General features: G+C 63.6%; 37 protein-coding genes. 23 read left to right on the forward strand and 14 right to left on the reverse strand.

Going from position 1 to position 22,314, the window contains the following annotated elements:
* Positions 1 to 79 precede the first annotated feature (79 nt).
* From ACODS0_RS06100 to ACODS0_RS06160, 13 genes are all read right to left on the reverse strand, one after another.
* Positions 80 to 1,282: a phage minor head protein gene (locus ACODS0_RS06100; RefSeq protein WP_488833557.1), complete on the reverse strand. Its 1,203-nt coding sequence runs from the start codon at positions 1,280 to 1,282 to the stop codon at positions 80 to 82.
* The gene (locus ACODS0_RS06105; protein ID WP_488833559.1) at positions 1,275 to 2,852 is read right to left on the reverse strand and encodes a DUF935 domain-containing protein; all 1,578 of its coding nucleotides are present in this window, start codon (positions 2,850 to 2,852) and stop codon (positions 1,275 to 1,277) included. Before ACODS0_RS06105 ends, ACODS0_RS06100 begins: the two co-directional genes overlap by 8 nt.
* Positions 2,845 to 4,272, reverse strand: coding sequence for a phage terminase large subunit family protein (locus ACODS0_RS06110; protein ID WP_488833561.1), 1,428 nt, complete (start codon positions 4,270 to 4,272; stop codon positions 2,845 to 2,847). The genes ACODS0_RS06105 and ACODS0_RS06110 overlap by 8 nt, the downstream gene beginning before the upstream one ends.
* Positions 4,272 to 4,814, reverse strand: coding sequence for a phage protein Gp27 family protein (locus tag ACODS0_RS06115; RefSeq protein ID WP_488833564.1), 543 nt, complete (start codon positions 4,812 to 4,814; stop codon positions 4,272 to 4,274). Before ACODS0_RS06115 ends, ACODS0_RS06110 begins: the two co-directional genes overlap by 1 nt.
* A gap of 3 nt (positions 4,815 to 4,817) precedes the next feature.
* On the reverse strand, positions 4,818 to 5,141 hold the full coding sequence (locus ACODS0_RS06120; RefSeq protein ID WP_488833566.1) for a hypothetical protein: 324 nt from the start codon (positions 5,139 to 5,141) through the stop codon (positions 4,818 to 4,820).
* A complete protein-coding gene (locus tag ACODS0_RS06125; protein WP_488833568.1) occupies positions 5,138 to 5,491 on the reverse strand; it encodes a hypothetical protein in 354 nt (117 codons plus the stop codon). The genes ACODS0_RS06120 and ACODS0_RS06125 overlap by 4 nt, the downstream gene beginning before the upstream one ends.
* Complete coding sequence (locus ACODS0_RS06130; RefSeq protein WP_488833571.1) at positions 5,488 to 6,024, reverse strand: hypothetical protein; 537 nt, start codon at positions 6,022 to 6,024, stop codon at positions 5,488 to 5,490. Before ACODS0_RS06130 ends, ACODS0_RS06125 begins: the two co-directional genes overlap by 4 nt.
* Complete coding sequence (locus tag ACODS0_RS06135) at positions 6,021 to 6,644, reverse strand: transglycosylase SLT domain-containing protein (RefSeq protein ID WP_488833573.1); 624 nt, start codon at positions 6,642 to 6,644, stop codon at positions 6,021 to 6,023. Before ACODS0_RS06135 ends, ACODS0_RS06130 begins: the two co-directional genes overlap by 4 nt.
* Positions 6,644 to 7,012: a putative holin gene (locus ACODS0_RS06140; protein ID WP_488833575.1), complete on the reverse strand. Its 369-nt coding sequence runs from the start codon at positions 7,010 to 7,012 to the stop codon at positions 6,644 to 6,646. The genes ACODS0_RS06135 and ACODS0_RS06140 overlap by 1 nt, the downstream gene beginning before the upstream one ends.
* A gap of 77 nt (positions 7,013 to 7,089) precedes the next feature.
* Entirely contained in the window at positions 7,090 to 7,536 is a 447-nt protein-coding gene (locus ACODS0_RS06145) for a DUF4124 domain-containing protein (protein WP_488833577.1), read from the reverse strand.
* Complete coding sequence (locus ACODS0_RS06150) at positions 7,536 to 8,075, reverse strand: DUF4124 domain-containing protein (RefSeq protein WP_488833580.1); 540 nt, start codon at positions 8,073 to 8,075, stop codon at positions 7,536 to 7,538. Before ACODS0_RS06150 ends, ACODS0_RS06145 begins: the two co-directional genes overlap by 1 nt.
* Positions 8,075 to 8,437, reverse strand: a complete 363-nt coding sequence (locus ACODS0_RS06155) for a hypothetical protein (protein ID WP_488833581.1) — start codon at positions 8,435 to 8,437, stop codon at positions 8,075 to 8,077. Before ACODS0_RS06155 ends, ACODS0_RS06150 begins: the two co-directional genes overlap by 1 nt.
* 32 nt (positions 8,438 to 8,469) lie before the next feature.
* Positions 8,470 to 9,111 (reverse strand): hypothetical protein, encoded by a 642-nt coding sequence (locus ACODS0_RS06160; RefSeq protein ID WP_488833584.1) that lies wholly within the window; start codon positions 9,109 to 9,111, stop codon positions 8,470 to 8,472.
* Positions 9,112 to 9,160: 49 nt separating this feature from the next.
* Between ACODS0_RS06160 and ACODS0_RS06165 the strand changes: the two genes are divergently transcribed.
* On the forward strand, positions 9,161 to 9,361 hold the full coding sequence (locus tag ACODS0_RS06165; protein WP_488833587.1) for a helix-turn-helix domain-containing protein: 201 nt from the start codon (positions 9,161 to 9,163) through the stop codon (positions 9,359 to 9,361).
* A gap of 218 nt (positions 9,362 to 9,579) precedes the next feature.
* Here the strand turns inward: ACODS0_RS06165 and ACODS0_RS06170 are convergent, their stop codons facing one another.
* The gene (locus ACODS0_RS06170) at positions 9,580 to 9,858 is read right to left on the reverse strand and encodes a hypothetical protein (RefSeq protein WP_488833589.1); all 279 of its coding nucleotides are present in this window, start codon (positions 9,856 to 9,858) and stop codon (positions 9,580 to 9,582) included.
* 114 nt (positions 9,859 to 9,972) lie between these two features.
* Between ACODS0_RS06170 and ACODS0_RS06175 the strand changes: the two genes are divergently transcribed.
* The 22 genes from ACODS0_RS06175 to ACODS0_RS06280 all read left to right on the forward strand — a co-directional run bounded on the left by ACODS0_RS06175 (position 9,973) and on the right by ACODS0_RS06280 (position 22,271).
* Entirely contained in the window at positions 9,973 to 10,443 is a 471-nt protein-coding gene (locus ACODS0_RS06175) for a hypothetical protein (RefSeq protein ID WP_488833590.1), read from the forward strand.
* Positions 10,444 to 10,445: 2 nt separating this feature from the next.
* Positions 10,446 to 10,739, forward strand: coding sequence for a hypothetical protein (locus ACODS0_RS06180; RefSeq protein ID WP_488833592.1), 294 nt, complete (start codon positions 10,446 to 10,448; stop codon positions 10,737 to 10,739).
* The gene (locus ACODS0_RS06185) at positions 10,736 to 11,050 is read left to right on the forward strand and encodes an IclR family transcriptional regulator (RefSeq protein ID WP_488833593.1); all 315 of its coding nucleotides are present in this window, start codon (positions 10,736 to 10,738) and stop codon (positions 11,048 to 11,050) included. Before ACODS0_RS06180 ends, ACODS0_RS06185 begins: the two co-directional genes overlap by 4 nt.
* Before the next feature lie 9 nt (positions 11,051 to 11,059).
* Positions 11,060 to 12,058 carry a hypothetical protein gene (locus ACODS0_RS06190; protein WP_488833595.1) on the forward strand — a complete coding sequence of 333 codons (999 nt, stop codon included), beginning with the start codon at positions 11,060 to 11,062 and terminating at the stop codon, positions 12,056 to 12,058.
* A gap of 15 nt (positions 12,059 to 12,073) precedes the next feature.
* Entirely contained in the window at positions 12,074 to 13,858 is a 1,785-nt protein-coding gene (locus ACODS0_RS06195) for a transposase family protein (RefSeq protein ID WP_488833596.1), read from the forward strand.
* Positions 13,855 to 15,078 (forward strand): ExeA family protein, encoded by a 1,224-nt coding sequence (locus ACODS0_RS06200; protein WP_488833598.1) that lies wholly within the window; start codon positions 13,855 to 13,857, stop codon positions 15,076 to 15,078. Before ACODS0_RS06195 ends, ACODS0_RS06200 begins: the two co-directional genes overlap by 4 nt.
* Positions 15,079 to 15,081: 3 nt before the next feature.
* Positions 15,082 to 15,240, forward strand: coding sequence for a hypothetical protein (locus ACODS0_RS06205; protein WP_488833599.1), 159 nt, complete (start codon positions 15,082 to 15,084; stop codon positions 15,238 to 15,240).
* On the forward strand, positions 15,237 to 15,452 hold the full coding sequence (locus ACODS0_RS06210; RefSeq protein ID WP_488833601.1) for a hypothetical protein: 216 nt from the start codon (positions 15,237 to 15,239) through the stop codon (positions 15,450 to 15,452). The genes ACODS0_RS06205 and ACODS0_RS06210 overlap by 4 nt, the downstream gene beginning before the upstream one ends.
* Complete coding sequence (locus ACODS0_RS06215) at positions 15,449 to 16,051, forward strand: hypothetical protein (RefSeq protein WP_488833603.1); 603 nt, start codon at positions 15,449 to 15,451, stop codon at positions 16,049 to 16,051. Before ACODS0_RS06210 ends, ACODS0_RS06215 begins: the two co-directional genes overlap by 4 nt.
* Positions 16,048 to 16,458, forward strand: coding sequence for a hypothetical protein (locus ACODS0_RS06220; protein ID WP_488833606.1), 411 nt, complete (start codon positions 16,048 to 16,050; stop codon positions 16,456 to 16,458). The genes ACODS0_RS06215 and ACODS0_RS06220 overlap by 4 nt, the downstream gene beginning before the upstream one ends.
* Before the next feature lie 12 nt (positions 16,459 to 16,470).
* Complete coding sequence (locus tag ACODS0_RS06225; protein WP_488833609.1) at positions 16,471 to 16,713, forward strand: hypothetical protein; 243 nt, start codon at positions 16,471 to 16,473, stop codon at positions 16,711 to 16,713.
* An 11-nt stretch (positions 16,714 to 16,724) separates the two neighbouring features.
* The gene (locus tag ACODS0_RS06230) at positions 16,725 to 17,252 is read left to right on the forward strand and encodes a host-nuclease inhibitor Gam family protein (protein ID WP_488833611.1); all 528 of its coding nucleotides are present in this window, start codon (positions 16,725 to 16,727) and stop codon (positions 17,250 to 17,252) included.
* A 2-nt stretch (positions 17,253 to 17,254) separates the two neighbouring features.
* The gene (locus ACODS0_RS06235) at positions 17,255 to 17,464 is read left to right on the forward strand and encodes a hypothetical protein (RefSeq protein WP_488833613.1); all 210 of its coding nucleotides are present in this window, start codon (positions 17,255 to 17,257) and stop codon (positions 17,462 to 17,464) included.
* Positions 17,461 to 17,847, forward strand: a complete 387-nt coding sequence (locus ACODS0_RS06240; RefSeq protein WP_488833617.1) for a DUF2528 family protein — start codon at positions 17,461 to 17,463, stop codon at positions 17,845 to 17,847. Before ACODS0_RS06235 ends, ACODS0_RS06240 begins: the two co-directional genes overlap by 4 nt.
* Positions 17,844 to 18,041, forward strand: a complete 198-nt coding sequence (locus ACODS0_RS06245; RefSeq protein ID WP_488833619.1) for a hypothetical protein — start codon at positions 17,844 to 17,846, stop codon at positions 18,039 to 18,041. Before ACODS0_RS06240 ends, ACODS0_RS06245 begins: the two co-directional genes overlap by 4 nt.
* A gap of 220 nt (positions 18,042 to 18,261) precedes the next feature.
* Complete coding sequence (locus ACODS0_RS06250) at positions 18,262 to 19,155, forward strand: recombination-associated protein RdgC (RefSeq protein WP_488833621.1); 894 nt, start codon at positions 18,262 to 18,264, stop codon at positions 19,153 to 19,155.
* A 137-nt stretch (positions 19,156 to 19,292) separates the two neighbouring features.
* On the forward strand, positions 19,293 to 19,682 hold the full coding sequence (locus tag ACODS0_RS06255) for a hypothetical protein (RefSeq protein WP_488833623.1): 390 nt from the start codon (positions 19,293 to 19,295) through the stop codon (positions 19,680 to 19,682).
* Complete coding sequence (locus ACODS0_RS06260) at positions 19,679 to 19,945, forward strand: hypothetical protein (protein WP_488833626.1); 267 nt, start codon at positions 19,679 to 19,681, stop codon at positions 19,943 to 19,945. Before ACODS0_RS06255 ends, ACODS0_RS06260 begins: the two co-directional genes overlap by 4 nt.
* Positions 19,942 to 20,229, forward strand: coding sequence for a hypothetical protein (locus tag ACODS0_RS06265; RefSeq protein WP_488833628.1), 288 nt, complete (start codon positions 19,942 to 19,944; stop codon positions 20,227 to 20,229). Before ACODS0_RS06260 ends, ACODS0_RS06265 begins: the two co-directional genes overlap by 4 nt.
* Positions 20,226 to 20,663, forward strand: a complete 438-nt coding sequence (locus tag ACODS0_RS06270) for a phage protein GemA/Gp16 family protein (protein WP_488833629.1) — start codon at positions 20,226 to 20,228, stop codon at positions 20,661 to 20,663. Before ACODS0_RS06265 ends, ACODS0_RS06270 begins: the two co-directional genes overlap by 4 nt.
* 3 nt (positions 20,664 to 20,666) lie before the next feature.
* Positions 20,667 to 21,092, forward strand: coding sequence for a helix-turn-helix domain-containing protein (locus tag ACODS0_RS06275; RefSeq protein ID WP_488833631.1), 426 nt, complete (start codon positions 20,667 to 20,669; stop codon positions 21,090 to 21,092).
* Between the two features lie 123 nt (positions 21,093 to 21,215).
* Entirely contained in the window at positions 21,216 to 22,271 is a 1,056-nt protein-coding gene (locus ACODS0_RS06280; RefSeq protein WP_488833633.1) for a hypothetical protein, read from the forward strand.
* Positions 22,272 to 22,314 lie beyond the last annotated feature (43 nt).

The raw sequence follows: 22,314 nt of genomic DNA on the forward strand, positions 1-22,314 counted from the left end.
CCTTGCACAGCATCAACCCCCCAGTGTTTAAACCGGGACTCGTCAGCAGACGTTTTAGGTTGAGGGGTGCAAGGCTTTTTCATTTGGCGGTCTTGATCACCAAGCTGGTCAGAGAAAGCGAGCGATTGCGCTTGCCCGACAACACCTCCCACACCGCCCGAAACGTCTCGCCGCCAATGACTTTCGTGGCCACCAGTGTGGGGTTGCCCTGCCGCGACTTCTCGCCCGCGCGCAACGAATCCGGGTCATTCAGCACCGACTCCAGCAGAGCAAAGTCTTCAGGCTGCGCGGGCCGCTGGCCACCACCATCAAACCCGTGTGAAGCCTGCACATGGCGAGGGGCATCGGCTGGCAGCAGCACGGTGTAGCCCTTTGTGTCCACGTCGAGGGTCTCGGCAATCCAGTCAGGGCGCTCGGCAAAGCCCAGCCAGAGCGGATCACGCCGCTGGCGGTCGACCAGCACGTCGCGCACAAAGTCGGGCACCTTGCCATCTGCATTGATGTAGCGATTCACGTCGGCCGACAGAGCCTTGCTGATCGCCGGGGGGTAGTCGATCAACTTCTCCTGGACGAAAGTGCGCAGATCGTCATCAGCTCGGGCGCCTGGCGCATAGTCCCAGCCCTCGTCGATGCCCACTGGCGCGCCCGTGGCCGGGTCAGCCTCTGCCCAGCCCTCAGGTGGCACCGTTGCATCCCCATCGCTGGGCGCTGCCACAGCAACAACGCGGCATTTGCAGCCCCAGCCGTTGGGGGGAAAGTGGGTGTTCCAAAACGGGTCGTCATGGCGCAGGGTCAGCCGCATGTCGCCCCAGCGCTTGTGGTGCGGCCGGGGGTGCGTCACGCTGTCGTTGTGCACATAGCGCCAGAACGGCCTGCGCTTGACCAGGTCAGGGTCAAGCAGCTGGGCCCGGCGCCCGGCCGCGTATGAAGTCATCAGGTTGGTTTGATAGATCACCCGCGTGCGCCAGGCCTCGCCCGCCTTGGTGCCTTCGCCAGTCCAGCCCGTCCAACCGTGCTTTGCCACGATTTCCGCAAAGCTCTTGCGAAACTCCCCAATAGAGCCGCCCTGAACGGCCTTGTCCACCGCTTTGCGCAAGTCGTGCAACAGGTCGGCCTTGGTCGCGCCCGCCACCACAAAGGCGCGGTCATGGGCGGCGCGCTGGATGTCGCGCCAGGTCTCGCTCGGCAGGTTGAGCTTTCGGCGCAGGAACTCGATCTGCTCCAGGAACTCTTGGCGAGCACCCTCCACGGTGGAGCGGGCGGCATCCCCAATCTCAGCCACCGCTACTCTCCAGCGCAGCGCGCTCGCGCCCCTGCAGGTGGGCCAGCTCGAAAGCAAGCGCCATCACCTCGACAAGCTCTGCCGTTGGCAAGCCGCCGTATGCCTCAGCCAACGCATCCTGCAGAGCCTGCGGTTCAGAGTGAGCCGCGACAATTGCGCGCAAATCACGCACCCACGCCGTCACTACAGCTGTGGCAGCTGGCACCAGCGCAGCAGCTGCAGCAGCAACCGGCGCCGGTTGCCCGGGCTCCGCAAAGCTCGCGGCCTCGGCCTCACGCTCCTCGGGCTCTCCATCCGGCTTGGCTGGCCCTGGTGGCGCCGTCTCTGTGGCCGTGGTTTGAGGTGGCATTGGCGGCGGGGGCGGCGCTGTCTTCTTGCTCCAGCCTTCACCATACTTGGCGCGGATGGTGTTTTCGTCCAGTTCAAAGCCCATGTCGTAGATGAGCTTGTCGCCCTCGGCCTGCGTCTTGGTGTCCTCTTCCTCCTGGATGTTGCGGTACACATGGCAGGGCTCCAACCCGTTGTACTCGCAGATCCAGGCCACCAGCGTTTCGTTAATGGTTTCCGAGAGCAAGTCACTGTCCGCCTGTGTCAGGTCTTGGCGCACATCCTTGCGCTCCTTGCTAGCGGCGGCGAGAGCACCACCGCCAGAGCGCGCGGGCTCTTGGCCGGTCAGTACCTCGCTGATCCAATCGTCCATGTACTCACACAACTGCTGCTGCGTGGTCACATTGCCCGACAGCTTGCTCTCCAGTAGCGCAATCTCCATGCCCTCCGGCGTCATCAGGTAGCCGTCGTTTGACATGGCGCGCAGCGCATCGGCCAGAGTGCCTTTTTCCTTCGGGCTCGCGTTGCGCGGGTATTTGCCGTGGGGTGTGGGCGAACCAAAGCGGTCACACAGCTTGTTCCAGGCCACGATCCCCTTGCGCTTGAAGAACACCGGCCAAAAGAGCTGCAGGCCCAGGCCCGTGCCATAGGGGTTGTCATCCTCTGGGTTCACCCGGTGCACGATGAACTTGCGTTCCGGTACCGGCACACCCTTCAGCATGTTTTCCCGGGTCAGCAGATGCAACCTGGCGGGGCTGTTCTCATCATCCTGCACATACACAAATCGGCGCTGTGCCCGTTTGATAACGCGCGCCGGTACCACTAGGCCATAGCGCACCGTCCAAACGATCTCGGACACCGCAAAGCCAGCCAGCAGGGCCTCCAACAGCTCCCCGCACATCCGGTCAAACGCAATGCCCTTCAGGATCTCCGTCAAGGTCTCCGCATCCTTGGTGCCTTTCGCGCTTTCTTTCACGCGCGGCTCCACCTGCCAGGGCTTGCCCACCAGCGCAAGCTGACGCTTTTGCAGGCCCGAGAACACCTTGCCATCCCGACGCAGGTCGCGGTACAGCTCCACGCCCCCATTGCCGCGCTCCAGCAACAGCGGGTCATTGGTGCGCAGCACCCCCATGTAGTGCTGCTCGAACGGGTCGCGCAGCCGGTTGGCAAATTCAGCGTCCAGCTCGGGCTTTGCCGGTGCTGCAGGCGTGGTGGAGCGGTCAGCCCGCACAGGTTTAACCATGGATGAAATCTCCCAGCGGCTGGCTGCTCTCGCGTGGGCCGCCGCTTTCATATTCGATTGGGGCAGACGGGTCGGAACCCGCGTGCAATGCCAGCGCCAGCGCCCAGAACCGGTCGGCGTGGCCATTGACCTTGGTGCTGTCGTCGCCGTCCGCAACGAAGCGAATGTTTCCCGCCGCCGTGGTGGTCTTTTGCACCTTGCGCAGGTCGGCGCGGATCTTGGGGTCCTCGGGGATACGCACCTGGCGGTCCTCCATGGCGCCTTTCAACGGATAGGCCAGCGCTTCCTTCACCTGCGCGGTGAAATTCACGGCCTCCACCCGCTGCTCGCCAAACTGGTCTTGCGCGTCATCCGCCCAGCCAATGCCCAGCCCGGTGGAGTCGATACAGATGCGGTCGCAGATCTCGAACCACGGCCACAAGATGGCTTCCTGCGCGCTCTTGCGCATCTTCTCCATCGTTTCCACGTGGCGTGTATAGAAGACATCGCCCAGCTGCTCCACCACCCACAGCACGGTCAAATCCTTCTTGCGGCCAATGTCCACCCCCGCGAACAAACGCCCCTGAAAAGGCCCTTCCAGCCCGCGCTGCCAGTCCGTGCCCCCGGAATACTCGCAGGCCGTGATCAGGTTGTATTCCAGAAACTTGGCATCGTCATCCGCCGGGATGCACATGTACTCCTGGTCGAAAGACTCCTCATCGGCCGCGCCCGACCTTACAAAGTCGAAGTACGCGGCCTCGTCCATGGCCTGCTGCTCCGCATCGGCGGGCAAAGCCTGCTGCAACTTGAACAGAAATCCCTGGTCCAGAGCATCCTGCAGCGTGACACGGTGCAGGCTGATCTTCTTAGGGTTGCCGCCGTGGCGCGCCTCACGCACGAGCTGGTTGAAGAAGCTGTGAGAGCCGCGATGCGTGCTCACCAGCTCCATGTTGCCGCCCCAGGTGATACCGGGGTAGGCAATGGCCCACATCTTGCGCTGGTCGCGGTGCAGAGCAAACTCATCCAGAACACGGCTACCCCGTTTGCCAGCCTGGGCATCTGGGTTGCTGCTCATGCTGTGGATGCGCCTTCCGCTAGCGAACTGCAGCACATATGCGCTGAGTTTTTTTTCCTGGTCGAGCACCACCTCGCCCAGGTCCTTGGCTGCCAGGCCCATGATGCCGGCCCAGAGCTTGCAGTCCTCAATGAACAAACGCGCTTGGATGTCGTCGCGGCTGCTGACCCACTCGTCGAAGCGGGCGCCCTGTGCGGCGGCGCGTTCGTCGGCTCCGTATGCTGTAGACCAGCTGATACCTATCTGCCGCGACTTCTCCATCAGTTTCAAGCGCGACTCGTCCTTGATCCATTGGGATTGAAAGGGCAGAAAGATCGCGTCGCGGTCCTTTGGAATGCACTTGGCGCGGCCTTTAAGCGGGGCCATCACTCAATCCCTAGGGTTTTGCGGATCTCCGCTTTGGTCGCCGCAGTTACGCCGCCCTTATTGGGCATGGCCGCCAGCTTGGCCCGCTGCTCTTCCAGCAGCTCCCGGCGCGCCTCTTCTTTGGCAGCGGCGCGGGCCTCCATGCTGAAGCGCTTGTGCGTCACGCTGGCTTTGCCAATCTCCGCCGCGTTCTTGAACAGCTTGTTCACGTCAACATCCTTGGCGTCGATCTCCAAGTCCATGAGCAGCGTGAAAATCTTCTCCTGAGTCATCCGCACCACAGCCGAGCCGAGCTTGTCCTCGTCATCTGGTGCAGCATCCACCAGGGCGCGGGCCTGCTCGCTGGCCATCTTGAGTTGCGCCATGCGCTGCTCAAAGGGCGAGCCGTAGCGCTGCAGAGCTGACTTGGAAACATCAGCACCGCGCGCCTTCAGATCGGCGGCGAGCTGCACATAGTCTCCAAAACCGCGCTTCACCAACTCAGCGTCAAGCCACTCCTTCAGCTCAGGCGGCAGCGAATGGACCTTGCTACGTGGAGCCATGGATCACCCCTGAGTCAGGCGTGGCCGGGCAATGCCTGGCTGGGCGTCAATCGTGTATTCCACGAACTCAATCCCCGTGCGGGTCAGGTCCACGAACCAACGTTCAAGGGGGTCACGCGTGATGCGTACCATCTCGCGCTCTTCCAGGTAATCCAGCTCGCGGCGGATCTCCTGGTGGGTGGCGTCGGGATATACCGACTGAACGATGGGCAGCAGGGCCTCGGTATAGATGCCCACTGGGCGAGACAAATCGACGGCCGACAGCAGGTGCCAACGGATGGCCTCGCGGCGGGCCTTGAGCGCAGCAGCGGAATAGTTAAGAGTCATTGCAGGTTCCCGTTGCGGTTGTCTATGGCGCGCTCCACGCGCAACGCAAAGTTGTCGATGCGCGTGTTGATGGTCCCCAGGGTGTGCACGAAGTCATCCCGGCGAACGTAGTCGCGGGGCAACTCAGCCTGGAATCGCAAGAATGAGATTTCGAGCTGCCGGGTAGATGCTGCCTCGCTCTTGAGCTCGTCGCTCATCCGGCCGATGGTCGAAGCCAGATCGGCAAACTTCTCATTGATCCGGCGCTCCTGTTGGGTGCCGATGTACTTGAGCAACCCCCACAAAATGCCAAGAAACGTGCCCGCAATCGTGATGATTGCAACGATGCTGGAGAGGTCAAAATTGGTCATTGGTGCTGGGCGTCTTGCGCCTCTTGGTGGGCAGAAGACGACCCGGCCCGGCAGACGCTGATTGCAAAGTCCTGCAGGCCGATCACTTGGTCTCTGAGTCCGTCAGCCTCTGCCGCCAGCTCTTGATACGCGCCAGCGCTTTCTCCGAATAGCTCTCGGGCTGTACGGGCTTCGCCAGCACAGGCGATAAGCCCGGCATCTCCTGCCGGGTAGAGATCGGGGCGGCTGTTGAGGCGGGCAATCTCGGTGTGCAGGCTGCGCACAGCAGCAAGGGCATCAGCATCACGAGCGCGGCGCGCAGCCTCGCGTTTGGCGTCTTCATGGGCGGTCCTTTCGGCGTTGCGAAACTTGATGGCGTTGTCGCGGGCAGTGGCCGCGTTGCGGGCGTTCTCTTGTGTGTCCCAGGCATGCTGCACACGGGCCGCGCCCTGGGCATCGCCTTTGCTCACCAGGTGGGACTGCCAGAACTTCACGCCCGCAATGGCAGCGGCAATGGCGAGCGCGATTGCGATGGAGCGGATGCTGAAACTCATAGCCCAGGCCCCCATTGCGCATAACGCGGTTGGATAACGATGAGGATGCGGTGCGGGTAGCCCAGGTTTTCTTTGCAGTGCACGGCAGCGCGGCGGGCTTTGCCGCAAGCTGCATCCACCTGGGCGCGCGAAGGCTGAGCGAGCCCGGTACTTGCTGCCTCGCGTTGCCAGTGGCCAAGCCCGCCGTTGTAAGAGCGCAGCGCGACCCACATGCGATCACGCGGCGAGTAGTGAGCCGGGGCACGGTCGTACAGCCAGCGGTCGTAGGTGACCAAGGCGCGAAGCGCCCAGGACGGGTTGAAGGGCTGCTGTGAGGCAAGCTCAGGGTCCAGGCCCGCAATCCACCGCGTGGTGGCTGGCATGAACTGGGCCAATCCCTGCGCCCCCACGTGGGAGACGGCGCCGGGCCGCCAGGCGCTCTCTTGGTGGACCTGAGCAGCGAACACCGCCACAGGGGCATTGATGCCCCATGCGTAGCGCGCAGTGCGGATCAGCAGCGAGCGATGCTGCAGAGCCTCACGCGGCACCTGAGCCTGGGCTTGCGCGCAGCTTGCGGCCACGGTGGCCACCACTGCAACCACCAGCCAGGCCAGCGCTGGGATGCGGGACCGCCAACGCATCACAGCCCCGCAGCCACACCCAACACGACACAGCCCACCACAATTGCGCGGCGCAGCTGCGCAGTGCAATAGGCCGCCAGGTACTCGGTATTGGCAATGGGATAGTCCACATCACCCTCGGGCTCGTCCGTGCCCTTGCGCCAGTCGCGCCACAGGAACGAGTCCGGCCGTGCGTAGGGAAACAGAGCACGGTCAAGCCAGTAGCCGATCACGGCGGCCAGAGCGATCAGCGCTGCTTTGTAGAGGACCACCGGGAGGTTGTCCGGTTTGATCACTGCGATGGCCGCAAGGAGCAGCACCGCGAGCACGAGGAACAGGCTATTGCGCGGGGCGCGAAGCCATACGGGGATGTGGTCTTTGAGCGTCATGCACGGCAGGATGCCGTGCGCGCGCGGGGTGTACTAAATGGCGCGCGCCATTGTTTGGCGAGCGATAGGGCCGATGGTCACTCCTGAATAGCAGTGAGCTTGCCGTTCTCAAAATAGAGGTACTTACGGGGGGAATCCAAGCGGCCAAAGCCACCATACACCACTTGCTCGCGCACACCACTTGCGGTCGAAGTGGTGTTCGTACTTTTGGGGAATCGCCATCCCGGAGCGCAGAGCGCATCGTCCTTCGACATGCCAATAGAAAGCGCCGTGATGCCGCGCGCGTTGCACGTGTCATTCACGGCTTGATACGCCTTTTTGATCTCCTCTGTTGATGCATCCAAACTACGTTGAAAGTCCGACCTTCCGTCTCCACTCGCTGGACGGACCTCGATCTGCCCTCCCTTGCCCACGCAAGGCGCGTCCTGGAACACGGTCTTTCCATCAGGCCCAGTGCACTTGTAGACAGCCCACGCCGGGGCGGCTGCGGACAGCGCTGCAGATAGGAAGATGGCTGATTTCATCATTGCTTCGCCTGCAACTGTCGCAGCTCTTTCTCTAGTCCTTCCAGGTTACCCTGGAGCTCACGAGTCTTGGCTTCGCAAATAGTGGCGGCGGCCTGCATCTCTGTTGAGATGGATTGCAACCAGGTGGCGCCTGCGAGATTGTTGTTCGCGCGGCTCTTTTGAGATGAGAGCTCGCGCTGTTTGGAGTCGCAAGCGTTGCGGTGTGCCTGCAGTGCAGCGCGGGCGTCGGGAATGCCTCGGTTCTCAAGGAACGTTCTGCGCTGCCAGCTCTCGCCAAATGCGCCTTCCTTCTTCTGAGGCGCCGCCGCTGTAGCACCGGCAGGCGCTACCGCCGCCGTGCCTGCAGGTGCCGCAGCAGTGGGAGTTGGGGCAACCGGTGCGTGTCCGCTTGCCGGCCTCACCACAATCTCCTCTCCCTTTCCAGCGCAAGGCGCATCCTGAAACACTGCTTTGCCATCCGGCCCAGTGCACTTGTTGATGGCCCATGCCGGGGCGGCCGCGATCAGCGCTGCAGATAGAAAAATAGCTGGTTTCATCACTGCGATTTCTCCCTGTTCCGGATGGTTTTTGCTAGGTAGGACTGTACCCGGTGCAGGTCCGAATGAGGTATGGCCTTCACCAGCTGTGTCTTGAATTCCCGCTCCATAAACCTCTTGAACCCTGCGAGTTCTCTGTCTGTGAGCTGGCTGCGCGCCTTCAGAATTTGAGACACAACCTGCTTGTGCTGATCTGCAGCCATGGTGCCAACGGGCTGCGGTTGTTTCATCGGCGGATGTGTGGCGGTGGCCGGGTAGAAATGCTGGTGCACCACTTGCATTCCGCCCTCCACCTTGCCCACCTGAATCGCGCCGTCCCCCTGTACTTTTTGTTTTGGCAGCAGCTTGGCGATCCACGCCAAGAGCTGCTTCGGTAGCTCACCCAAGTTTCACCTCATCTGTTTTTGATACGGGCCTTGCCTGTCACGCTACCAATCTGGATAGCGTTGTCGCCCACAATTTTCTGGCCGCCGTCCCTCTTCCCTTCGGCCTTCTTTCCGTTCCCTGCGCGAAACCCTGCGGATAGAACCGCAGCCTCTTGAAGCAGCCTCACCTTGGCTTCTTCGCTGCAGTTTCGATAGCTGGCAAGCAGCGCCATTTCGTCGGTCTGCAGCTGGTTGAGCGCCTTGCGCAGCGCATCGGCGTCCCCCAGGTCAGCGTAGAAAAGTATCTCCATCAGCAACCGGCTGTAGTGCGGTTCCAGCCCGTCGATCTGGGCCTTGCCGGTGGCCAGCTTCAGCAGATCCATGCGTCTGCCCATCTCGCGCTCGCCCTCGCTCTGCAGCATGGGACCTTCCCCGGTAGCGAGCCAGTCCCCACGGATGTGGAGCTTCGTGATCAGGGCCTCGCTCTCCTCACGGGTGAGGTTCTTCACACGGCCCGAGGTCATCGCTTTAACGCGGCTCAGCGACACCCCCAGCAATTCGACCAAATCGGATTGCTTGAGACCGCACTCGCGCATCACTTGTTTTAAAAGTTCAGAAAGCAAACCAAACCCCTTGCAAGGTTTGAAAATCAAACCTACAATCACATTCATCAACAGCACCACGCGCAAATCAACAGCGACTTACACGCCGGAGAAAGCCATGAGCCAAACCACCTCTCACCCCACTGCCAACCAGATCAAGCACCGGCTGCGCCAGCAGGGCATGACCCTCAAAGAGTTCGCCAAAGCCAACGGCTTCAAGTACCGCACCGTCAGCGACGCCGTGCGCGGTGTGCGCATCGGCAACTACGGCGAAGGCCGCGACGTACGCCTGAAGCTGGGCCTGCCGGTCAACGACTGATCACAACGCGAGGTTCAAAGTGGTGCATTCGCCCAATGTAACAAATCGCCGAGACGGTCTTGGCTGTCCGATGAGCACGCCCATCTTGGGGTGTGTGGCCAGCAACGTGCGCCGCCTCACGCCCGAAGTCCAGCGCGACGCACGCGGCAGCTACTTATCGGGTGACCGTTCGGTAGCCATGGCACACGCCATCGCGGCCGACATTCGCCGGCGTGCGCTCACTGAACCAGGCTATCTGGATCACTGGAAGGCTGGCGCAGCATCTGCGCCGCCTCTGTCAGCCCAAAGAACCAACCGGGCAAATGCTCCGCACGCACGGCATGTTCTTCCAGGCGCTGCGCCAACACGTCGACGTTCAGCACGCCTTGCGCAGCCAGCGCGCGCGCCAGCTCCAGCCACATCTGCTCGATCACGGCAAGTTGCATGCCTTGTGTTTCGAGCTGCTGCGCAGCGAATTGCTGGCGCATCGCTTTCATATCGTCTTCGCTCGGGGTCATGGCCCATGTCCTTTCAAGGGGTGAAGTGATGGCCGTACTTTGCCAGCACGAAAGCCTTTTGCAGCGTTTCCAGCCGGGCATTTGTTCGGAAGCGGCAGCACGGGGGGGCTTCTGATGAGCCGCGCCCCTTTGAAACGCCAGCGTGCCAACAGCCTCGTGCACGCACTGCGCCTGTGCAAGGAATACGCACAAGCCAAGCGCCACCTCAGTGTGGAGCGCATTGCCGACCGCATGGGCACCACGCACGACAGCCTCTACAAGTGGCTGGCCACCGGCCGCATGCCCGCCATCCTGATTCCGGCCTACGAGCTGGCCTGCGGCTGCCACTACGTGAGCGAGTGGTTGGCCGCCAGCAGCGGCGCCCTGGTGGTGCCCATGCCCACCGGCCGCAAGGCCGAGGGCACCGAGCTGCTCGACATGAACAGCAGCTGCGCCGCTGCCCTGCAGCTGCTCACCCAGTTCTATGCCGCCCCCCAGGCGGCAGACACCGAAGCCACCCTGGCCGCCCTGCGCCTGCACCTGGAGCAGGTGGCCTACCACCACCACAACGTGGCGCAGTACGCCACGCCAGAACTGGAGTTTTGAGCATGAACACCCCACACGACCCATTTGACGCCATCGCCCTGGGCTTGCCCAGGCCCGGCCCCCAACTAGCCACCCGCGCCCAGGTTGACGGGCTGATGCTCAGCGCCTTTTTCCCTGGCCGCCCCGCCCGCAGCAGTGCCTACCAGCTGGGCGTATTGGCGAAGTTGCGTCTGGTTCTGCAGCGCGAGCGCCTGGTCTGCCCCTACGCGCAGGGCAGCGCTGAGTTCGACGCATATTTTGCAGGCGCCGAAGAGGGCTCGCTGATTGCGAACGGCTACATGGAGAGCCTGGCATGAGCCGCGCCACAGACTACACCAACGCCGCGCAACAACGCATCCTGCAACTGCAGTTCGCCCTGTGTGGCGACGTGGTGCATGGCTACCCGCCCAGCAAGCTGGCCCAGTTGCTCAACGCCACGGGCAGCACCATAACCCGTGATTTGGACAACCTGCGCACCGCAGGCGTTGCCGAGCGCGATGAGGCCACAGGCAACTGGCGCCTTACCCCCCGCCTGCCGCAGCAGGCCATCAAAGTTTTAAACGCCATCGACGCAGCCCAGCGCCGCGTGGATGAAGCACGCAACCGATTCACCCGCAACCCTGATTGAGAGAAACCCATGGCACGCCAGAAAAACGCTACGGAAGTACACGACGTGGAAGAAAAAAACATCGACAAGGACAAGCTGAGCAGCGCCATGGTTGCCATGCGTGAGCAGGAAGTGATGCAACGCGAGCAGGAAGATATCCAGCTGGCCCAGGCCTCGCAGGCCGTGGGTGGCGCACTCATGGCCCGGCTGCACAAGAGCTTCTCGCACGCTGCCGAGGTGCAGATGTTCAACCAGGTGCGTGACTTGCCCCTCAGTGTGCTTCGGCGGATCCCGCTCCCGGAATTGCCCGCAGCGGCGGGTAATTTGGGAACCGCTACAGAGGGGAGTGCTGAAAAATTACCCGCCACGGCGGGTAATTTGGATGACTTCTGCCGCCGCGTCTTCGGCCGCTCATACAACACGATGTTGGAGGAAACGCAGAACCTCAACCTGTTGGGCGAACAAGCCTACGAGGCTGCTGCTCAGCTGCGCATAGGCCGCAACACTTTGCGCCTGACCCGCGCCATGCCGCCCGAGAAACTCGAAATCGTGCGTGCCGCAATTGCCGAAGGCAGCACCAAGGCCGAGGTGCTTTCCGTCATTGAAGACCTCGCCGAAAAGGTGCAGCAGGCCGAGGCCGCAACCGCCGAAGCAAAGGCCGAGCTGAAGGCCAGCGAGGACGTGCTGGCCACGAAGAACAAGACCATCGACAAGCTGCAGCGCGACCTCACCCGCATCGAGAAGCTGCCAAAGGACGAGCAACTTACAGCCATCAAGAAGGAAGCCACGGCCATCGCCAATGACGCAGAAGGATTCATGCTGGGCAACTTGCGCCAGGCGCTGCTCAAGATCAGAAGCCACGCCAGCACTAGCGACAACGACGCAGAACACGGCGTGTTCATGGCCGGACTGGTAGGCCAGGTACAGGCAAAAATCACGGCTCTTCGTCAGGAGTTCAACCTCCCCGACGTGAGCAATGCGAACGAACAGCGCCTCGCCGCTGAAATGTCCGAGTGGGACAAGGCGTAAGGCTCGCATCTCACCATGGCGGCAAACGTCACTCCCCCAATCAACGAAGCGCTGGTGCACGCCCGCTTGGGCGATGTGGAGCACGGTAACAAGGGTGCACTCATCGACGAGCTGTGCGCTGCCACGGGCCGATCACGTTCAACGATCTACCGGGCGCTGCAGGAAACCACATTGCGCCCACCGCGCCGCCAGCGTAGCGATGCTGGCGAGGTGACCCTCACCCGCGAAGAGGCCAAACTGATCTGCACCATGGTCATGGAGGGCATGCGCAAAAACGGAAAGCGCCTCTACACCATTGATCACGCAGTTACCGTGTTGCGCGCCAATGGGGCGATCCGCGCTGAGCGCGTCGATCCGAGCACGGGCGAATGCAAAGCGCTCTCGACAAGCGCCATAGCCCGCGCGATGCGCATCTACGGTCTGCATCCTGACCAGCTGCTGCAGCCTGCCCCAGCGCGGGAGCTGCGCAGCCTGCACCCCAACCACGTATGGCAGATCGACGCCAGCCTGTGCGTCCTGTACTACCTGGAGACAACCAACCCGGCCGAGATGGGCCTGCAGGTGATGGAGGCCAAGAAGTTCAACAAGAACAAGCCCAAGAACCTCAAGCGCATTGAGGACCGGCGCGTGTGGAGCTACGAGGTTACCGACCACAACAGCGGCTGCATCTTCGCCATGTATGTGTTTGACGGCGAGAGCGCAGCCAACATCGCTGCATGCTTCATCGCCGCGATTCAGCAGCGCGGGGACGATCCGTTCTATGGTGTTCCCTTCATCTTGATGATGGACATGGGCAGTGCCAACACCAGCGGCATGTTCAAGAACCTGCTGCGCCGCCTGGATGTGCAGCAAATTGCCCATGCACCCGAGAACGCCCGTGCAACCGGCAGCGTGGAGAAGGCCCGCGACATTCTGGAGCGCGAATTCGAGGCCGGTTTGCGCCTCAAGCCAGTCAACAACCTGGAAGAGCTCAACGCTCGGGTCGCGCGGTGGATGCGCTGGTTCAACGCCACCAAGGTTCACAGCCGCCACAACAAAACGCGAACGCTGCAATGGATGACCATCCAGCCCGAGCAACTGCGGATTGCCCCCAGTCCCGAGCTGTGCAGGGAACTGCTCACCCATGCACCTGTGGAGCGCAAGGTGAGCGACAAGCTGCGGGTGGAGTTCGACCGCGCCGAATACGACGTGAGCGGTGTTCCCAACGTCATGGTGGGCGAGAAGGTCCTTGTCACCTACAGCCCCTACCAGGCCGACGCCGTACTGATTGTGGACACCGATGCTGATGGCAAAGAACTGCTGCATATCTCGCCGCTGGTGGCAAAGGGCGACGACGGCTTCAGCCTGGGCCAGCACAGCAACGTGATTGGTGAGGACTACCGCCGACACGCCGACACGCGGGCAGACGCGAACCGCAAGGAGGTCGAGCTGCTCGCCATGGAGGCTCAAACGCTTGAAGAAGCCGCCGCCAAGCGCAAGGCAAAGGCCACCGCGTTCGGCGGCCGATATGACCCAGAAAAGCACATTGTGGAGGCCACATTGCCTACTTTCATTCCGCGCCGAGGAACCGAGCTGCAGACCACCACCCGCGTGGCCCAGGCCCCTGCCGATGTTGTCGAGCTGCTCACCCACTTTGAAGCCGCCAAGGCCCTGGTCGCCAAGGGCGTGGCCATGTCGCCCGAGCTGGTGGGCACCCTCAAGGGCTTGCACCCAGACGGCGTACCCGAAACGGAGCTGGACGCCCTGGTGGCCCGCCTCACGGTGCGTGCTGGCCTGCGCGTAGTGGGAGGTGGCCAATGAACACCGCCGCCACCATCACCAACCTGCCACCGCTGCAGCCCATGCTGGCCGAGCTGGGCATACCCGCCCGCGACCTGGCCCGCGCCGCCGACCTTTCGCGCAGCGCCGCCAGCCGCCTGGTGGCCCATGGGCAACTGCCCGCCCGCCGCGCCAGCGAAGTGCGCCAGCGGGTGGTGAGCTTTCTCAAGTCGCGTGGCGCCTCCATGGCCCACCTGTGCGACATCGTTTTGCCCCCCGCAAAGAAGTTGGCCCCGGCGTGCTTGCAACACGCCGAGGCCGCCCCCGTGAACCCAGAACCAACCGAACCCAAGGAGGAAGAGCCAATGTTACTGAAGAACGAAACCCTCACCCCGGCAGCGCGCAAAGCGTTTGGCCTTACGCGCAGCCCCTTCGTCGATGACATTGCCAGCCGCGAAGACGTATTCGCCACGCAGCACGGCCGCTATGTGCGCGCCGCCATGCTGGACGCTGCCACCAACCACGGCTTCATTGCGATCATCGGCCAAAGCGGCTCCGGCAAGTCCACCCTGCGCGAGGAGCTGGAGGAGCGCATCCGCGAGGAGCACCGCCCCATCGTCCTGATCAAGCCCTACGTGCAAGGTATGGAGGCCAGCGAGGCACGCGGCAAGCCCCTGCGCAGCGGCCACATCGCCGAAGCCATCGTGGACGCCCTGGCGCCCGGCGTGTCCCTCAAGAGCAGCCCGCAGGCCCGCTACAAGCAGGTGCACGAGCTGCTCAAGGGCAGCCGCAGCGCGGGCTATACCCACCTGCTGGTGATTGAGGAGGCCCACCGCTTGCCCATCCCCACCCTCAAGCACCTCAAGAACTTCATGGAGCTGAAAGATGGCCTGCGCCGCCTGCTGGGCGTGTGCCTCATCGGTCAAAACGAGCTGTTCGACATCCTGAGCGAACGCAACCCCGAGGTGCGTGAGATTGTGCAGCGCTGCGAGCAGATCACCATGGAGCCGCTGGACAACGACGTCGAGGCGTACCTGCAGCTCAAGTTTCAGCGCATGGGTCTCTCGCTGGACAAGGTGTTTGAGCCGGATGCGATGGACGCGATCCGGGCACGTTTGATCCACACGGCCCACGGCCGCAGCCACGAGGTGGTGAGCATCTGCTACCCCCAGGTGGTCAACAACCTGGTGTGCCGGGCGCTGAACGCTGCGGCTGCCGTGGGCTTCCCCAAGGTGGATGCCCAGGTGATTGCGGGGTGCTGAGCCATGGCCATCTACTGCATCAAGATCACCATGGCTGACGGCTCTCGGGGCCGCTGCACCGGCATCTTTGCCGATGGCTTCGAAGCCGTGCTGCAGACCCTGGCGGACTTCCCGGAGGCGCGCAGCGTGGCGGCCATGTTCATTCGGAGGGCTGCAGCATGAACCGCGCCCCACGCACCTGCCATCACGACACCGAGTCGCTGCCGCCTGGTGGCTACTACTTCGCCCCCGGGGCGGTGGAGCACGGCCCACGCCGCGCACGCCGCATCACGGGTTGGCGCCGCCTGGTGCTGGACGTCATCGCCTTGCTGGCGGTGTCTGGCCTTATCGGCTTTGCAGCCGGTGTGCTGCAGGCGAAAGGCTGGCCTCTGTGAGCGCAGACCTGTCTTGCCCCGTCTGCGGCACCGAGTTGGACCTGGCCGTGCTGTTTGCCCACGAGGGCGACCAGCGCGCCCTGGCCCGCCTGGCAGCCGTCAGCATCCCGCTGGGCGGCCGTGTGCTGCAGTACCTCGGCCTGTTCACCCCGCCGAAGCAGCGACTGACGGCGGCAAAGAAGATCAAGCTGATCCTGCAACTGCTGCCCGACTTGGAGCGCGAAGCCATCACCTGGAAGGGCCGCGACTGGCCTGCGCCGCGCACTGCCTGGGCCATGGCCATCGACCAGATGCTTGCCGCCCGCGATGCCCAGCGCCTAGAGCTGCCCATGAAGGGCCACGGCTACCTCTTCGCCATCTTGGCGGGCATGGCCGATAAGCACGAAGACCAGGCCGAGCGCCAGCGCGAGCAAGACCTGCGCACCGGCCCCCGCGCCGCCACCGTCAACGGCCCCAAGAGCGTGGCCGACCTGGTGCAGCCACCTGCACCCGCCGCCTCCCCACGGCCAGCACCTGCCGCACCGGCACCCGCTGGCATGTCCCCCACCGTCCGCGCCATGCGTCAACAAATCGAAGCCAAGAAAGGCACCCAGCAATGACCGCAGCCACTACCTCCCAGCTCAGCCGCGCTGCGCTGAACGACTACATCGAGAACCATCTGGCGAACGCGGCGCGCCCGCTCAGCCTGGCTGAAGTGTTCCGCGACGTGTACCCCGGCAAGCCAGCCAAGGATTGCGCGCTGCTGGCCCTGCGCAAACGCCTGCAATACCTGGCCGCCGAAGGGCGCCTGCAGAGCGACGGATATGGGGAAGGCCGGACATGGAGCGGCATCACCGAGGCGCAACGCGCAGAGCAAGCCGCCCAAGAGGCCGCCCAGGCCGCGCCCGTGGCGCTGCCGCGCCGCGTCAACGTGATGGCTGGAACCTACGAGCCCGCACGCAGCCCCGCGCTGCGCGCTGGCGCCATGGACTTTCGCAGCTGCCCAAGCGTGGGCTACCGCTGCTGATTGGGGACGGCCATGCCAGAGAACCGCGCACAGCACGCATCCGAAGTAGCCGCCATGGCGCACCGCCTGGTTGACATCGCCAGCGAGCAGCCGACGCACCGCGTAGCACTGGAGGCGCTGATCAGCGCCTACGTGTCGGTGGCCGTGTGCCACCCCTGCTGCGCCAGATCGGCCGCAGCCACGGCCCGCAAGGTCGCAGACCTCATTGAAAACACCGTTGCGTCTTTGCCCCCAGGCGCGAACCACATCCACTGAACGGAGCCAACATGGCAACAACACTCGAAACCATCTCCAAGAATGCCGAAGTGCACGCCCAAGCCCGCAACCTGCTGGCCGAGCGCGTGACAGCACTCACCGACGCCCAGGCCGCGCTGCGCCGCGAACACCTGCCGGGCATCAAGCGTGCCCTGGCCCGCGCTGCCGAAACCGAAGCAGCCCTGCGCGCCTTGGTAGAGGCCAACCCCGGTTGCTTTGTGAAGCCGCGCACCCAGGTGTTTGCAGGCATCAAGGTGGGCTACGCCAAGGGCAAGGGCGCCCTGAGCTTTGATGACGCGGATTCCGTTGTCGCCCGCATCAAGAAGCACCTGCCCGAGCAAGCCGACGTGCTGATCCGCACCAAAGAGACGCCTGTAAAGGAAGCCCTGGCCCAGCTCTCGGCGGCCGAGCTGAAGAAGATCGGCGTCACGCTGTCCGAGGCGGGCGACCAGACCGTGGTACGGCCCGTGGACAGCGAGGTGGACAAGATGGTGGACGCGCTCCTCAAGGCCGCAATGGGCGAAGAAGGCGAGGCCTGACCATGGGCAGCATCCAATCCTGCAAGCTGGCCATCGGCTACCGCTCACCGCTTGAGCGCGACGGGTGCCACAACTGCGCGAACGGCCGCAACGTGCCCAGTGGCTTTCACAAAGGCGGGTATCGAGAGTGCGGCCTGCACGGCTTCATGGTTGCGGCCATGGCTATCTGCAACAAGCATGCTCCCGGCGGGCAGAAAGGCGGGGCGGCATGAGCAACGTGAAAACCTACATCGTGACTGCAAGCTGGTTCGAAGACTCGGGCGTCAAACTCCGCGTCGATCACGACGTCCTCACGCCTGAGCTTGCAACGCTGATCAACGACTTTTGGTCGGAAAACGATAGCCGCCTTATGGAAGAGGACGGCGATGTGGTGCGCGCGGTCATCCGCCTGTTCGGGCAGGTTGCCATTCGTTTCTTCATGGCCGATGGCGGCGCGAGCTTCGACCCGTATGAGAACGGGGACCGGCACTGGACGAAGAGGGTGCTTGAAGAGCAGCGTGAAGGATGGCCAGACATCGATAGCTTGGGCATCTTGATCCTGTCGGCGGATGTGTATGCCGTGGACTACGACGATGTGACTCTGGAGGCTGTATGAGCACCCCAACCAAGAAGCAATTGGCCGCCAGGCATGTACGGCGCCTGCGCACGATGCGCGAGCAGCTGCAGCTGATGTCCCGGCAGTGGGAAGAGCTTGACCAGTTCTGCGTGAACGAACTGGAAGGCCTCGCAGATTCGGTTGAAGGCGTCGCGTCTGGTCTGCTGGACGAAGGCACGGTACCGGAACCCTGAACCACACGCGCAACCGGCCGCCTTGGGGCGCGACAGGCCGGTGTGGCAAGCGGTGTGCGCCACGGCCTATCCACGGGCCGCAACTGCCGCAGGTATCGAGTGCCACCGTGCTGATGTCCATCCCCATCACCACGGCACCTCCTCCCCGCAAGGGGCTGGCGCGGCGATACCCGGTTTCCGGTGTCCGACAACACCGGTTCTTTTTCACCTGGAGCAAGACATGTTTGCAAACCTCATCATCTATCGCATCGCCCCCCAGTGGTCAGCAACCCTTGACCAGGTCGAGCAGGCGCTTGCAAAGGCGCCCTTTGCCGAGTGCGGCGCCACACAAGAGAAGTCCCTGGGCTGGGTGCCCCCGCGCGGTGATGCACACGGTCCGCTGGCCGAGTCGGTCGGGGGCCAGTGGATCCTGCGGTTCATGGCCGAAACCAAGGTGCTGCCAGGCAGCGCCCTGGCCCGCAAGGTCAAGGAGAAGGCCGCCCGCATTGAGCAGGAAACCGGCCGCAAGCCAGGCAAGAAGGAAACCAAGGAGCTGAAGGAAGAAGCCCGCTTGGACCTGCTGCCCAAGGCCCTGACCAAGCAGGCCTCTATGTGGGTGTGGATCGACCCGGCCGCGCGCCTGCTGGTGCTGGACACTTCCAGCCAGGGCCGTGCGGACGAGGTGGTCACCCTGCTGGTCGAAGCTCTGCCCGGTTTGTCGGTGTCATTGCTCCACACCCAGACCAGCCCCCAGGCAGCCATGGCGCACTGGCTCAAGGAACAAGAGCCGCCCGTCGGCTTCACGGTGGACCGCGAGTGCGAGCTCAAGAGTGCCGACGAGTCCAAGGCCGTGGTGCGCTATGCCCGCCACCCGCTGGACATTGAGGAGGTGCAAGCACACATCGACGCGGGCAAGCTGCCCACACGCCTGGCGCTGACCTGGGATGACCGCGTGTCGTTTGTGCTCACCAGTGAGCTGCAGTTGCGCAAGGTGCAGTTCCTCGACACCGTTTTCGAGGGCACGAAGGCCGACGACGGTGGGTTTGATGCTGATGTGGCCATTGCCACGGGCGAGCTGGTGAAGCTGATCCCTGACGTGGCCGAAGCGCTTGGCGGCGAAACGGGGGGGCAATGATGGATTGCCTTGCCTCTGTGGATCGATTGGGAGCGGGTTGCAGCCCCTCAAACATGCCGGTTGGTACCAGCGCTAGTGCTGAGGGTTCCAAGCGCTTGTATGGGCCGGATTGCGCTCCGCCCGATTTGCTGCATTTTTTGCGTGAGAGCCCACTGGGCGCCGCAACGCGCGCCCTGGGTATGGCGCATGGCACCGTGCACCGGCTTCGCCATGGGTACTGGCCCAGCGACCCCCGCAAGATCATGCAGGCCTGGAGCCGCTACAAGGGCCGCCGCAGCATCGTTGCGTCGTCGTGGTTCATCCGTAGGGTGCGGCCAGGCGGCACGGTGCGGCACGCGGGCCAGGACTACACAGCCCCCAGGCTGGCAGCGCGCACCGGGCAAATGCTGGCCGTGGCGCGGTCCAGCGACGGGGGGTTGATTGCGCAGACGCTGGAGCTGCCAGCAGAACGCATCCCGCTTGTGCCACTCGCAGAGATGCAACCAGCCGCCGCCCGCACCAACCAGCCCGCAGAAGCCCAATCATGAAAATCCCCGCCTTGACCCCAGCCCTCATCCTCTCTTGCCTGGCTGCGCTGTTCGGCGTTGCCGGAACCCTGTTGCTCGCCATGCCCGCATATCCCGGCTGGGGTTTCGGCGCGTTCCTGGTCAGCAACCTGGGCTGGCTCACCGTGAGCGCCTGGCAGCGCCAGTGGCCCCTGCATGTGCAGCACTGGGTCTTTTTGCTGTGCAGTCTGTTCGGGCTGTGGAACTGGTGGCTTGGGCCGCTGGTGTTGGGGGGCGCGAAGTGAACCGCACCGAATACCTCCTGGCGTGCCTTGCCGAAGAGGCCGTTGAAGTTGCGCAACGGGCGACCAAAGCCATGCGGTTTGGTTGCGACGAAGTGCAGCCAGGTCAAGAGCTGTCCAACACACAACGCATCCGCCAGGAGCTGAGCGATTTGATCGCGGTTGCCGAGATGCTCGAAGAGGCAGGCGTGCCGGTGCTGCCGCTGGACGTTGGTGCTGTTGATCGCAAAAAGGCAAAAGTCTTGGCGTTCATGGAGTATTCGCGCAAGTGCGGGGCGCTGTCATGAGCAACCACACCGCCGCCATCCACGTCCTCAAGTCCAAGCTGCGGCTCTCGGACGATGACTACCGCGCGCTGCTCAAGAACCTGACCCAGAAGAGCAGCAGCAAAGGCCTGACGGACAAGGAGCGCCAGGCCGTGCGCGACCACATGCAGAACCTGGCCGAACGTTCGGGCGTGGCAAAGCCGCTGCGCCGCCGCACGACCGGCCGCACGTTCGCTCAGGCCAAAGCCGAAGCAAGCCCCCGAGAGCGCAAGGTGTGGGCGCTGTGGCACCAGCTGCACCGTGACGGCCTTGTCCATGACACCAGCCCGAAAGCCCTCAACGCCTGGGTGGCCCGCACGGTGCATGTGAGTGCGCTGGCGTTCGCCAATGCGGCCCAGCTGGATACCTGCATTGAAGCGCTGAAGTCCTGGCAGCAACGCAAAGAAGAGAGGTAACCCATGCATGACATGTTTGACCGCCTCAACCTGACCGAGCTGACGCAAGAGCAGCTGCAACCGCTGGAGGCGCTGATGCCCGCCAGTTGGCCCGATGTGTGGCGCAGCTTTGCCACCAGCTACTACATCACGCTGCTGTCTGCGCCAGGCTCTGGCACGGTATCTGCGGCTGCGCTCGCCAGTCTGGCCGTGGCGTTGATGCTGGGGCTGGCGCAGGACGAAGGCGGTACTCAGCCCTACATTCCGGTGGGGGCCGATGTCATGAGCAGCGCCCGCGCGCGCCGGGTGGTCGAGCTGCTTGAGCAAGGGCAGTCGTACAAGCAGGTGGCCGACGAAACCGGCATCACGGTCAGCCGGGTGCGCAACATTGAGCGCGCTTGGCGCCGTGAGCAAATCGCGCTGCGGCAAGGCACACTGCCGCTAGACTGACCCTGTAACCCGCCCCCGCATATCTGCCCCGCCTGCCTCGCGCGCGCGGGGCTTTTTCTTTGCTGCAAATCTGTGGTGCGCGGCATTTGGGCTTGCACATCAATGGCCGCGACAGTAGCGGCCATGCCCTCCAAGAAGCCCGCCACCACTGCCGCATCCGCCGTCACGCTGCCTGCTGGCATCGAGATTTTCCGGCCCGGTCGTCACATTGATGACCAGGGCGTGGCGCATGACTTCAGCGAAGCCGATGTGGACGGCATGGCCGCCAGCTACAACCCCGCGCTGCGCGAAGCGCCCCTCACGGTGGGCCACCCCAAAGACAACCTCCCGGCATACGGCTGGGTCAAGGCCGTGAGCCGCAACGCTGACGGCGTGCTGGCCATCACCCCCCACAACGTAGAGCCGCAGTTCGCCGAGATGGTGGCGGCCAAGCGCTTTCCAAAGCGCAGCGCGTCCTTCTACCCGCCCCAGGCCCCCAACAACCCAACGCCCGGCAAGTGGTACTTGCGGCATGTGGCGTTCCTGGGCGCGCAGCCCCCGGCCATTGCTGGCCTGAAAGACATCCAGTTTTCTGAAGACGACGCAGGCGGCGCCGTCTCGTTTTCCGAACCCGTATCCGCCGACCCGTCAACACAGGAGCCCGACGACATGAGCAAAGAACTGCAAGCCCAGCTGGACGAAGCCAACAAACAAATCGCCGCTGAAAAATCTGCCCGCGAGAAGGTCGAGGCCACTGCGGCCGAAGCCACAAAGAAGGCCGAAACCGCCCAGGCCGAGGCCGCATCGTTTGCCGAAAAGGCCCGCGCAGATCGCAAGGCCGGTTTCGTGTCCTTCGCTGAAACCCAGGTGGAAGCTGGCCGCGTGCTGCCCAAGGACAAGGCCATGGTCGTGGCCACGCTGGAAGTGCTGGCAGATGCCCAGCCTGTGGAGTTTGCCGAGGGCGACACCACCCGCAAGGTCAGCCCGGCCCAGTGGCTGCAAGACCTGATCGCCAAAGCAGAGCCTGCCGTGAGCTTCGGCGAGTTCGCGGGCGGCCGTGTCGCCAGCCAATCCCAGCCAGGCGCGGCCAAGGGCAAGAGCGACGCCGAGATCGACAAGGCAGCGCAGGACTACATGCGCCAGCACAAGGTGAACTACTCCGAGGCACTGACTGCCGTCACTGCGTCGTTCACGAGCTGACCCGCCCCGGTAGCACCACGGCACCCAACCCACCACATCTTCA

This window comes from Acidovorax sp. FG60, from assembly GCF_057808995.1.

What these genes read in the sequence shown, in the direction of transcription:
- ACODS0_RS06260 (WP_488833626.1), top strand. Translation starts at nt 19,679, where the DNA reads ATGAAAATCCCCGCCTTGACCCCAGCCCTCATCCTCTCTTGCCTGGCT.
- ACODS0_RS06270 (WP_488833629.1), top strand. Translation starts at nt 20,226, where the DNA reads ATGAGCAACCACACCGCCGCCATCCACGTCCTCAAGTCCAAGCTGCGG.
- ACODS0_RS06235 (WP_488833613.1), top strand. Translation starts at nt 17,255, where the DNA reads ATGGGCAGCATCCAATCCTGCAAGCTGGCCATCGGCTACCGCTCACCG.
- ACODS0_RS06200 (WP_488833598.1), top strand. Translation starts at nt 13,855, where the DNA reads ATGAACACCGCCGCCACCATCACCAACCTGCCACCGCTGCAGCCCATG.
- ACODS0_RS06135 (WP_488833573.1), bottom strand. Translation starts at nt 6,644, where the DNA reads ATGCGTTGGCGGTCCCGCATCCCAGCGCTGGCCTGGCTGGTGGTTGCA.
- ACODS0_RS06205 (WP_488833599.1), top strand. Translation starts at nt 15,082, where the DNA reads ATGGCCATCTACTGCATCAAGATCACCATGGCTGACGGCTCTCGGGGC.
- ACODS0_RS06250 (WP_488833621.1), top strand. Translation starts at nt 18,262, where the DNA reads ATGTTTGCAAACCTCATCATCTATCGCATCGCCCCCCAGTGGTCAGCA.
- ACODS0_RS06150 (WP_488833580.1), bottom strand. Translation starts at nt 8,075, where the DNA reads ATGAAACCAGCTATTTTTCTATCTGCAGCGCTGATCGCGGCCGCCCCG.
- ACODS0_RS06275 (WP_488833631.1), top strand. Translation starts at nt 20,667, where the DNA reads ATGCATGACATGTTTGACCGCCTCAACCTGACCGAGCTGACGCAAGAG.
- ACODS0_RS06105 (WP_488833559.1), bottom strand. Translation starts at nt 2,852, where the DNA reads ATGGTTAAACCTGTGCGGGCTGACCGCTCCACCACGCCTGCAGCACCG.
- ACODS0_RS06280 (WP_488833633.1), top strand. Translation starts at nt 21,216, where the DNA reads ATGCCCTCCAAGAAGCCCGCCACCACTGCCGCATCCGCCGTCACGCTG.
- ACODS0_RS06225 (WP_488833609.1), top strand. Translation starts at nt 16,471, where the DNA reads ATGCCAGAGAACCGCGCACAGCACGCATCCGAAGTAGCCGCCATGGCG.
- ACODS0_RS06130 (WP_488833571.1), bottom strand. Translation starts at nt 6,024, where the DNA reads ATGAGTTTCAGCATCCGCTCCATCGCAATCGCGCTCGCCATTGCCGCT.
- ACODS0_RS06245 (WP_488833619.1), top strand. Translation starts at nt 17,844, where the DNA reads ATGAGCACCCCAACCAAGAAGCAATTGGCCGCCAGGCATGTACGGCGC.
- ACODS0_RS06240 (WP_488833617.1), top strand. Translation starts at nt 17,461, where the DNA reads ATGAGCAACGTGAAAACCTACATCGTGACTGCAAGCTGGTTCGAAGAC.
- ACODS0_RS06210 (WP_488833601.1), top strand. Translation starts at nt 15,237, where the DNA reads ATGAACCGCGCCCCACGCACCTGCCATCACGACACCGAGTCGCTGCCG.
- ACODS0_RS06220 (WP_488833606.1), top strand. Translation starts at nt 16,048, where the DNA reads ATGACCGCAGCCACTACCTCCCAGCTCAGCCGCGCTGCGCTGAACGAC.
- ACODS0_RS06160 (WP_488833584.1), bottom strand. Translation starts at nt 9,111, where the DNA reads ATGAATGTGATTGTAGGTTTGATTTTCAAACCTTGCAAGGGGTTTGGT.
- ACODS0_RS06145 (WP_488833577.1), bottom strand. Translation starts at nt 7,536, where the DNA reads ATGAAATCAGCCATCTTCCTATCTGCAGCGCTGTCCGCAGCCGCCCCG.
- ACODS0_RS06110 (WP_488833561.1), bottom strand. Translation starts at nt 4,272, where the DNA reads ATGGCCCCGCTTAAAGGCCGCGCCAAGTGCATTCCAAAGGACCGCGAC.
- ACODS0_RS06190 (WP_488833595.1), top strand. Translation starts at nt 11,060, where the DNA reads ATGGCACGCCAGAAAAACGCTACGGAAGTACACGACGTGGAAGAAAAA.
- ACODS0_RS06125 (WP_488833568.1), bottom strand. Translation starts at nt 5,491, where the DNA reads ATGACCAATTTTGACCTCTCCAGCATCGTTGCAATCATCACGATTGCG.
- ACODS0_RS06180 (WP_488833592.1), top strand. Translation starts at nt 10,446, where the DNA reads ATGAACACCCCACACGACCCATTTGACGCCATCGCCCTGGGCTTGCCC.
- ACODS0_RS06120 (WP_488833566.1), bottom strand. Translation starts at nt 5,141, where the DNA reads ATGACTCTTAACTATTCCGCTGCTGCGCTCAAGGCCCGCCGCGAGGCC.
- ACODS0_RS06175 (WP_488833590.1), top strand. Translation starts at nt 9,973, where the DNA reads ATGAGCCGCGCCCCTTTGAAACGCCAGCGTGCCAACAGCCTCGTGCAC.
- ACODS0_RS06185 (WP_488833593.1), top strand. Translation starts at nt 10,736, where the DNA reads ATGAGCCGCGCCACAGACTACACCAACGCCGCGCAACAACGCATCCTG.
- ACODS0_RS06230 (WP_488833611.1), top strand. Translation starts at nt 16,725, where the DNA reads ATGGCAACAACACTCGAAACCATCTCCAAGAATGCCGAAGTGCACGCC.
- ACODS0_RS06165 (WP_488833587.1), top strand. Translation starts at nt 9,161, where the DNA reads ATGAGCCAAACCACCTCTCACCCCACTGCCAACCAGATCAAGCACCGG.
- ACODS0_RS06115 (WP_488833564.1), bottom strand. Translation starts at nt 4,814, where the DNA reads ATGGCTCCACGTAGCAAGGTCCATTCGCTGCCGCCTGAGCTGAAGGAG.
- ACODS0_RS06195 (WP_488833596.1), top strand. Translation starts at nt 12,074, where the DNA reads ATGGCGGCAAACGTCACTCCCCCAATCAACGAAGCGCTGGTGCACGCC.
- ACODS0_RS06170 (WP_488833589.1), bottom strand. Translation starts at nt 9,858, where the DNA reads ATGACCCCGAGCGAAGACGATATGAAAGCGATGCGCCAGCAATTCGCT.
- ACODS0_RS06140 (WP_488833575.1), bottom strand. Translation starts at nt 7,012, where the DNA reads ATGACGCTCAAAGACCACATCCCCGTATGGCTTCGCGCCCCGCGCAAT.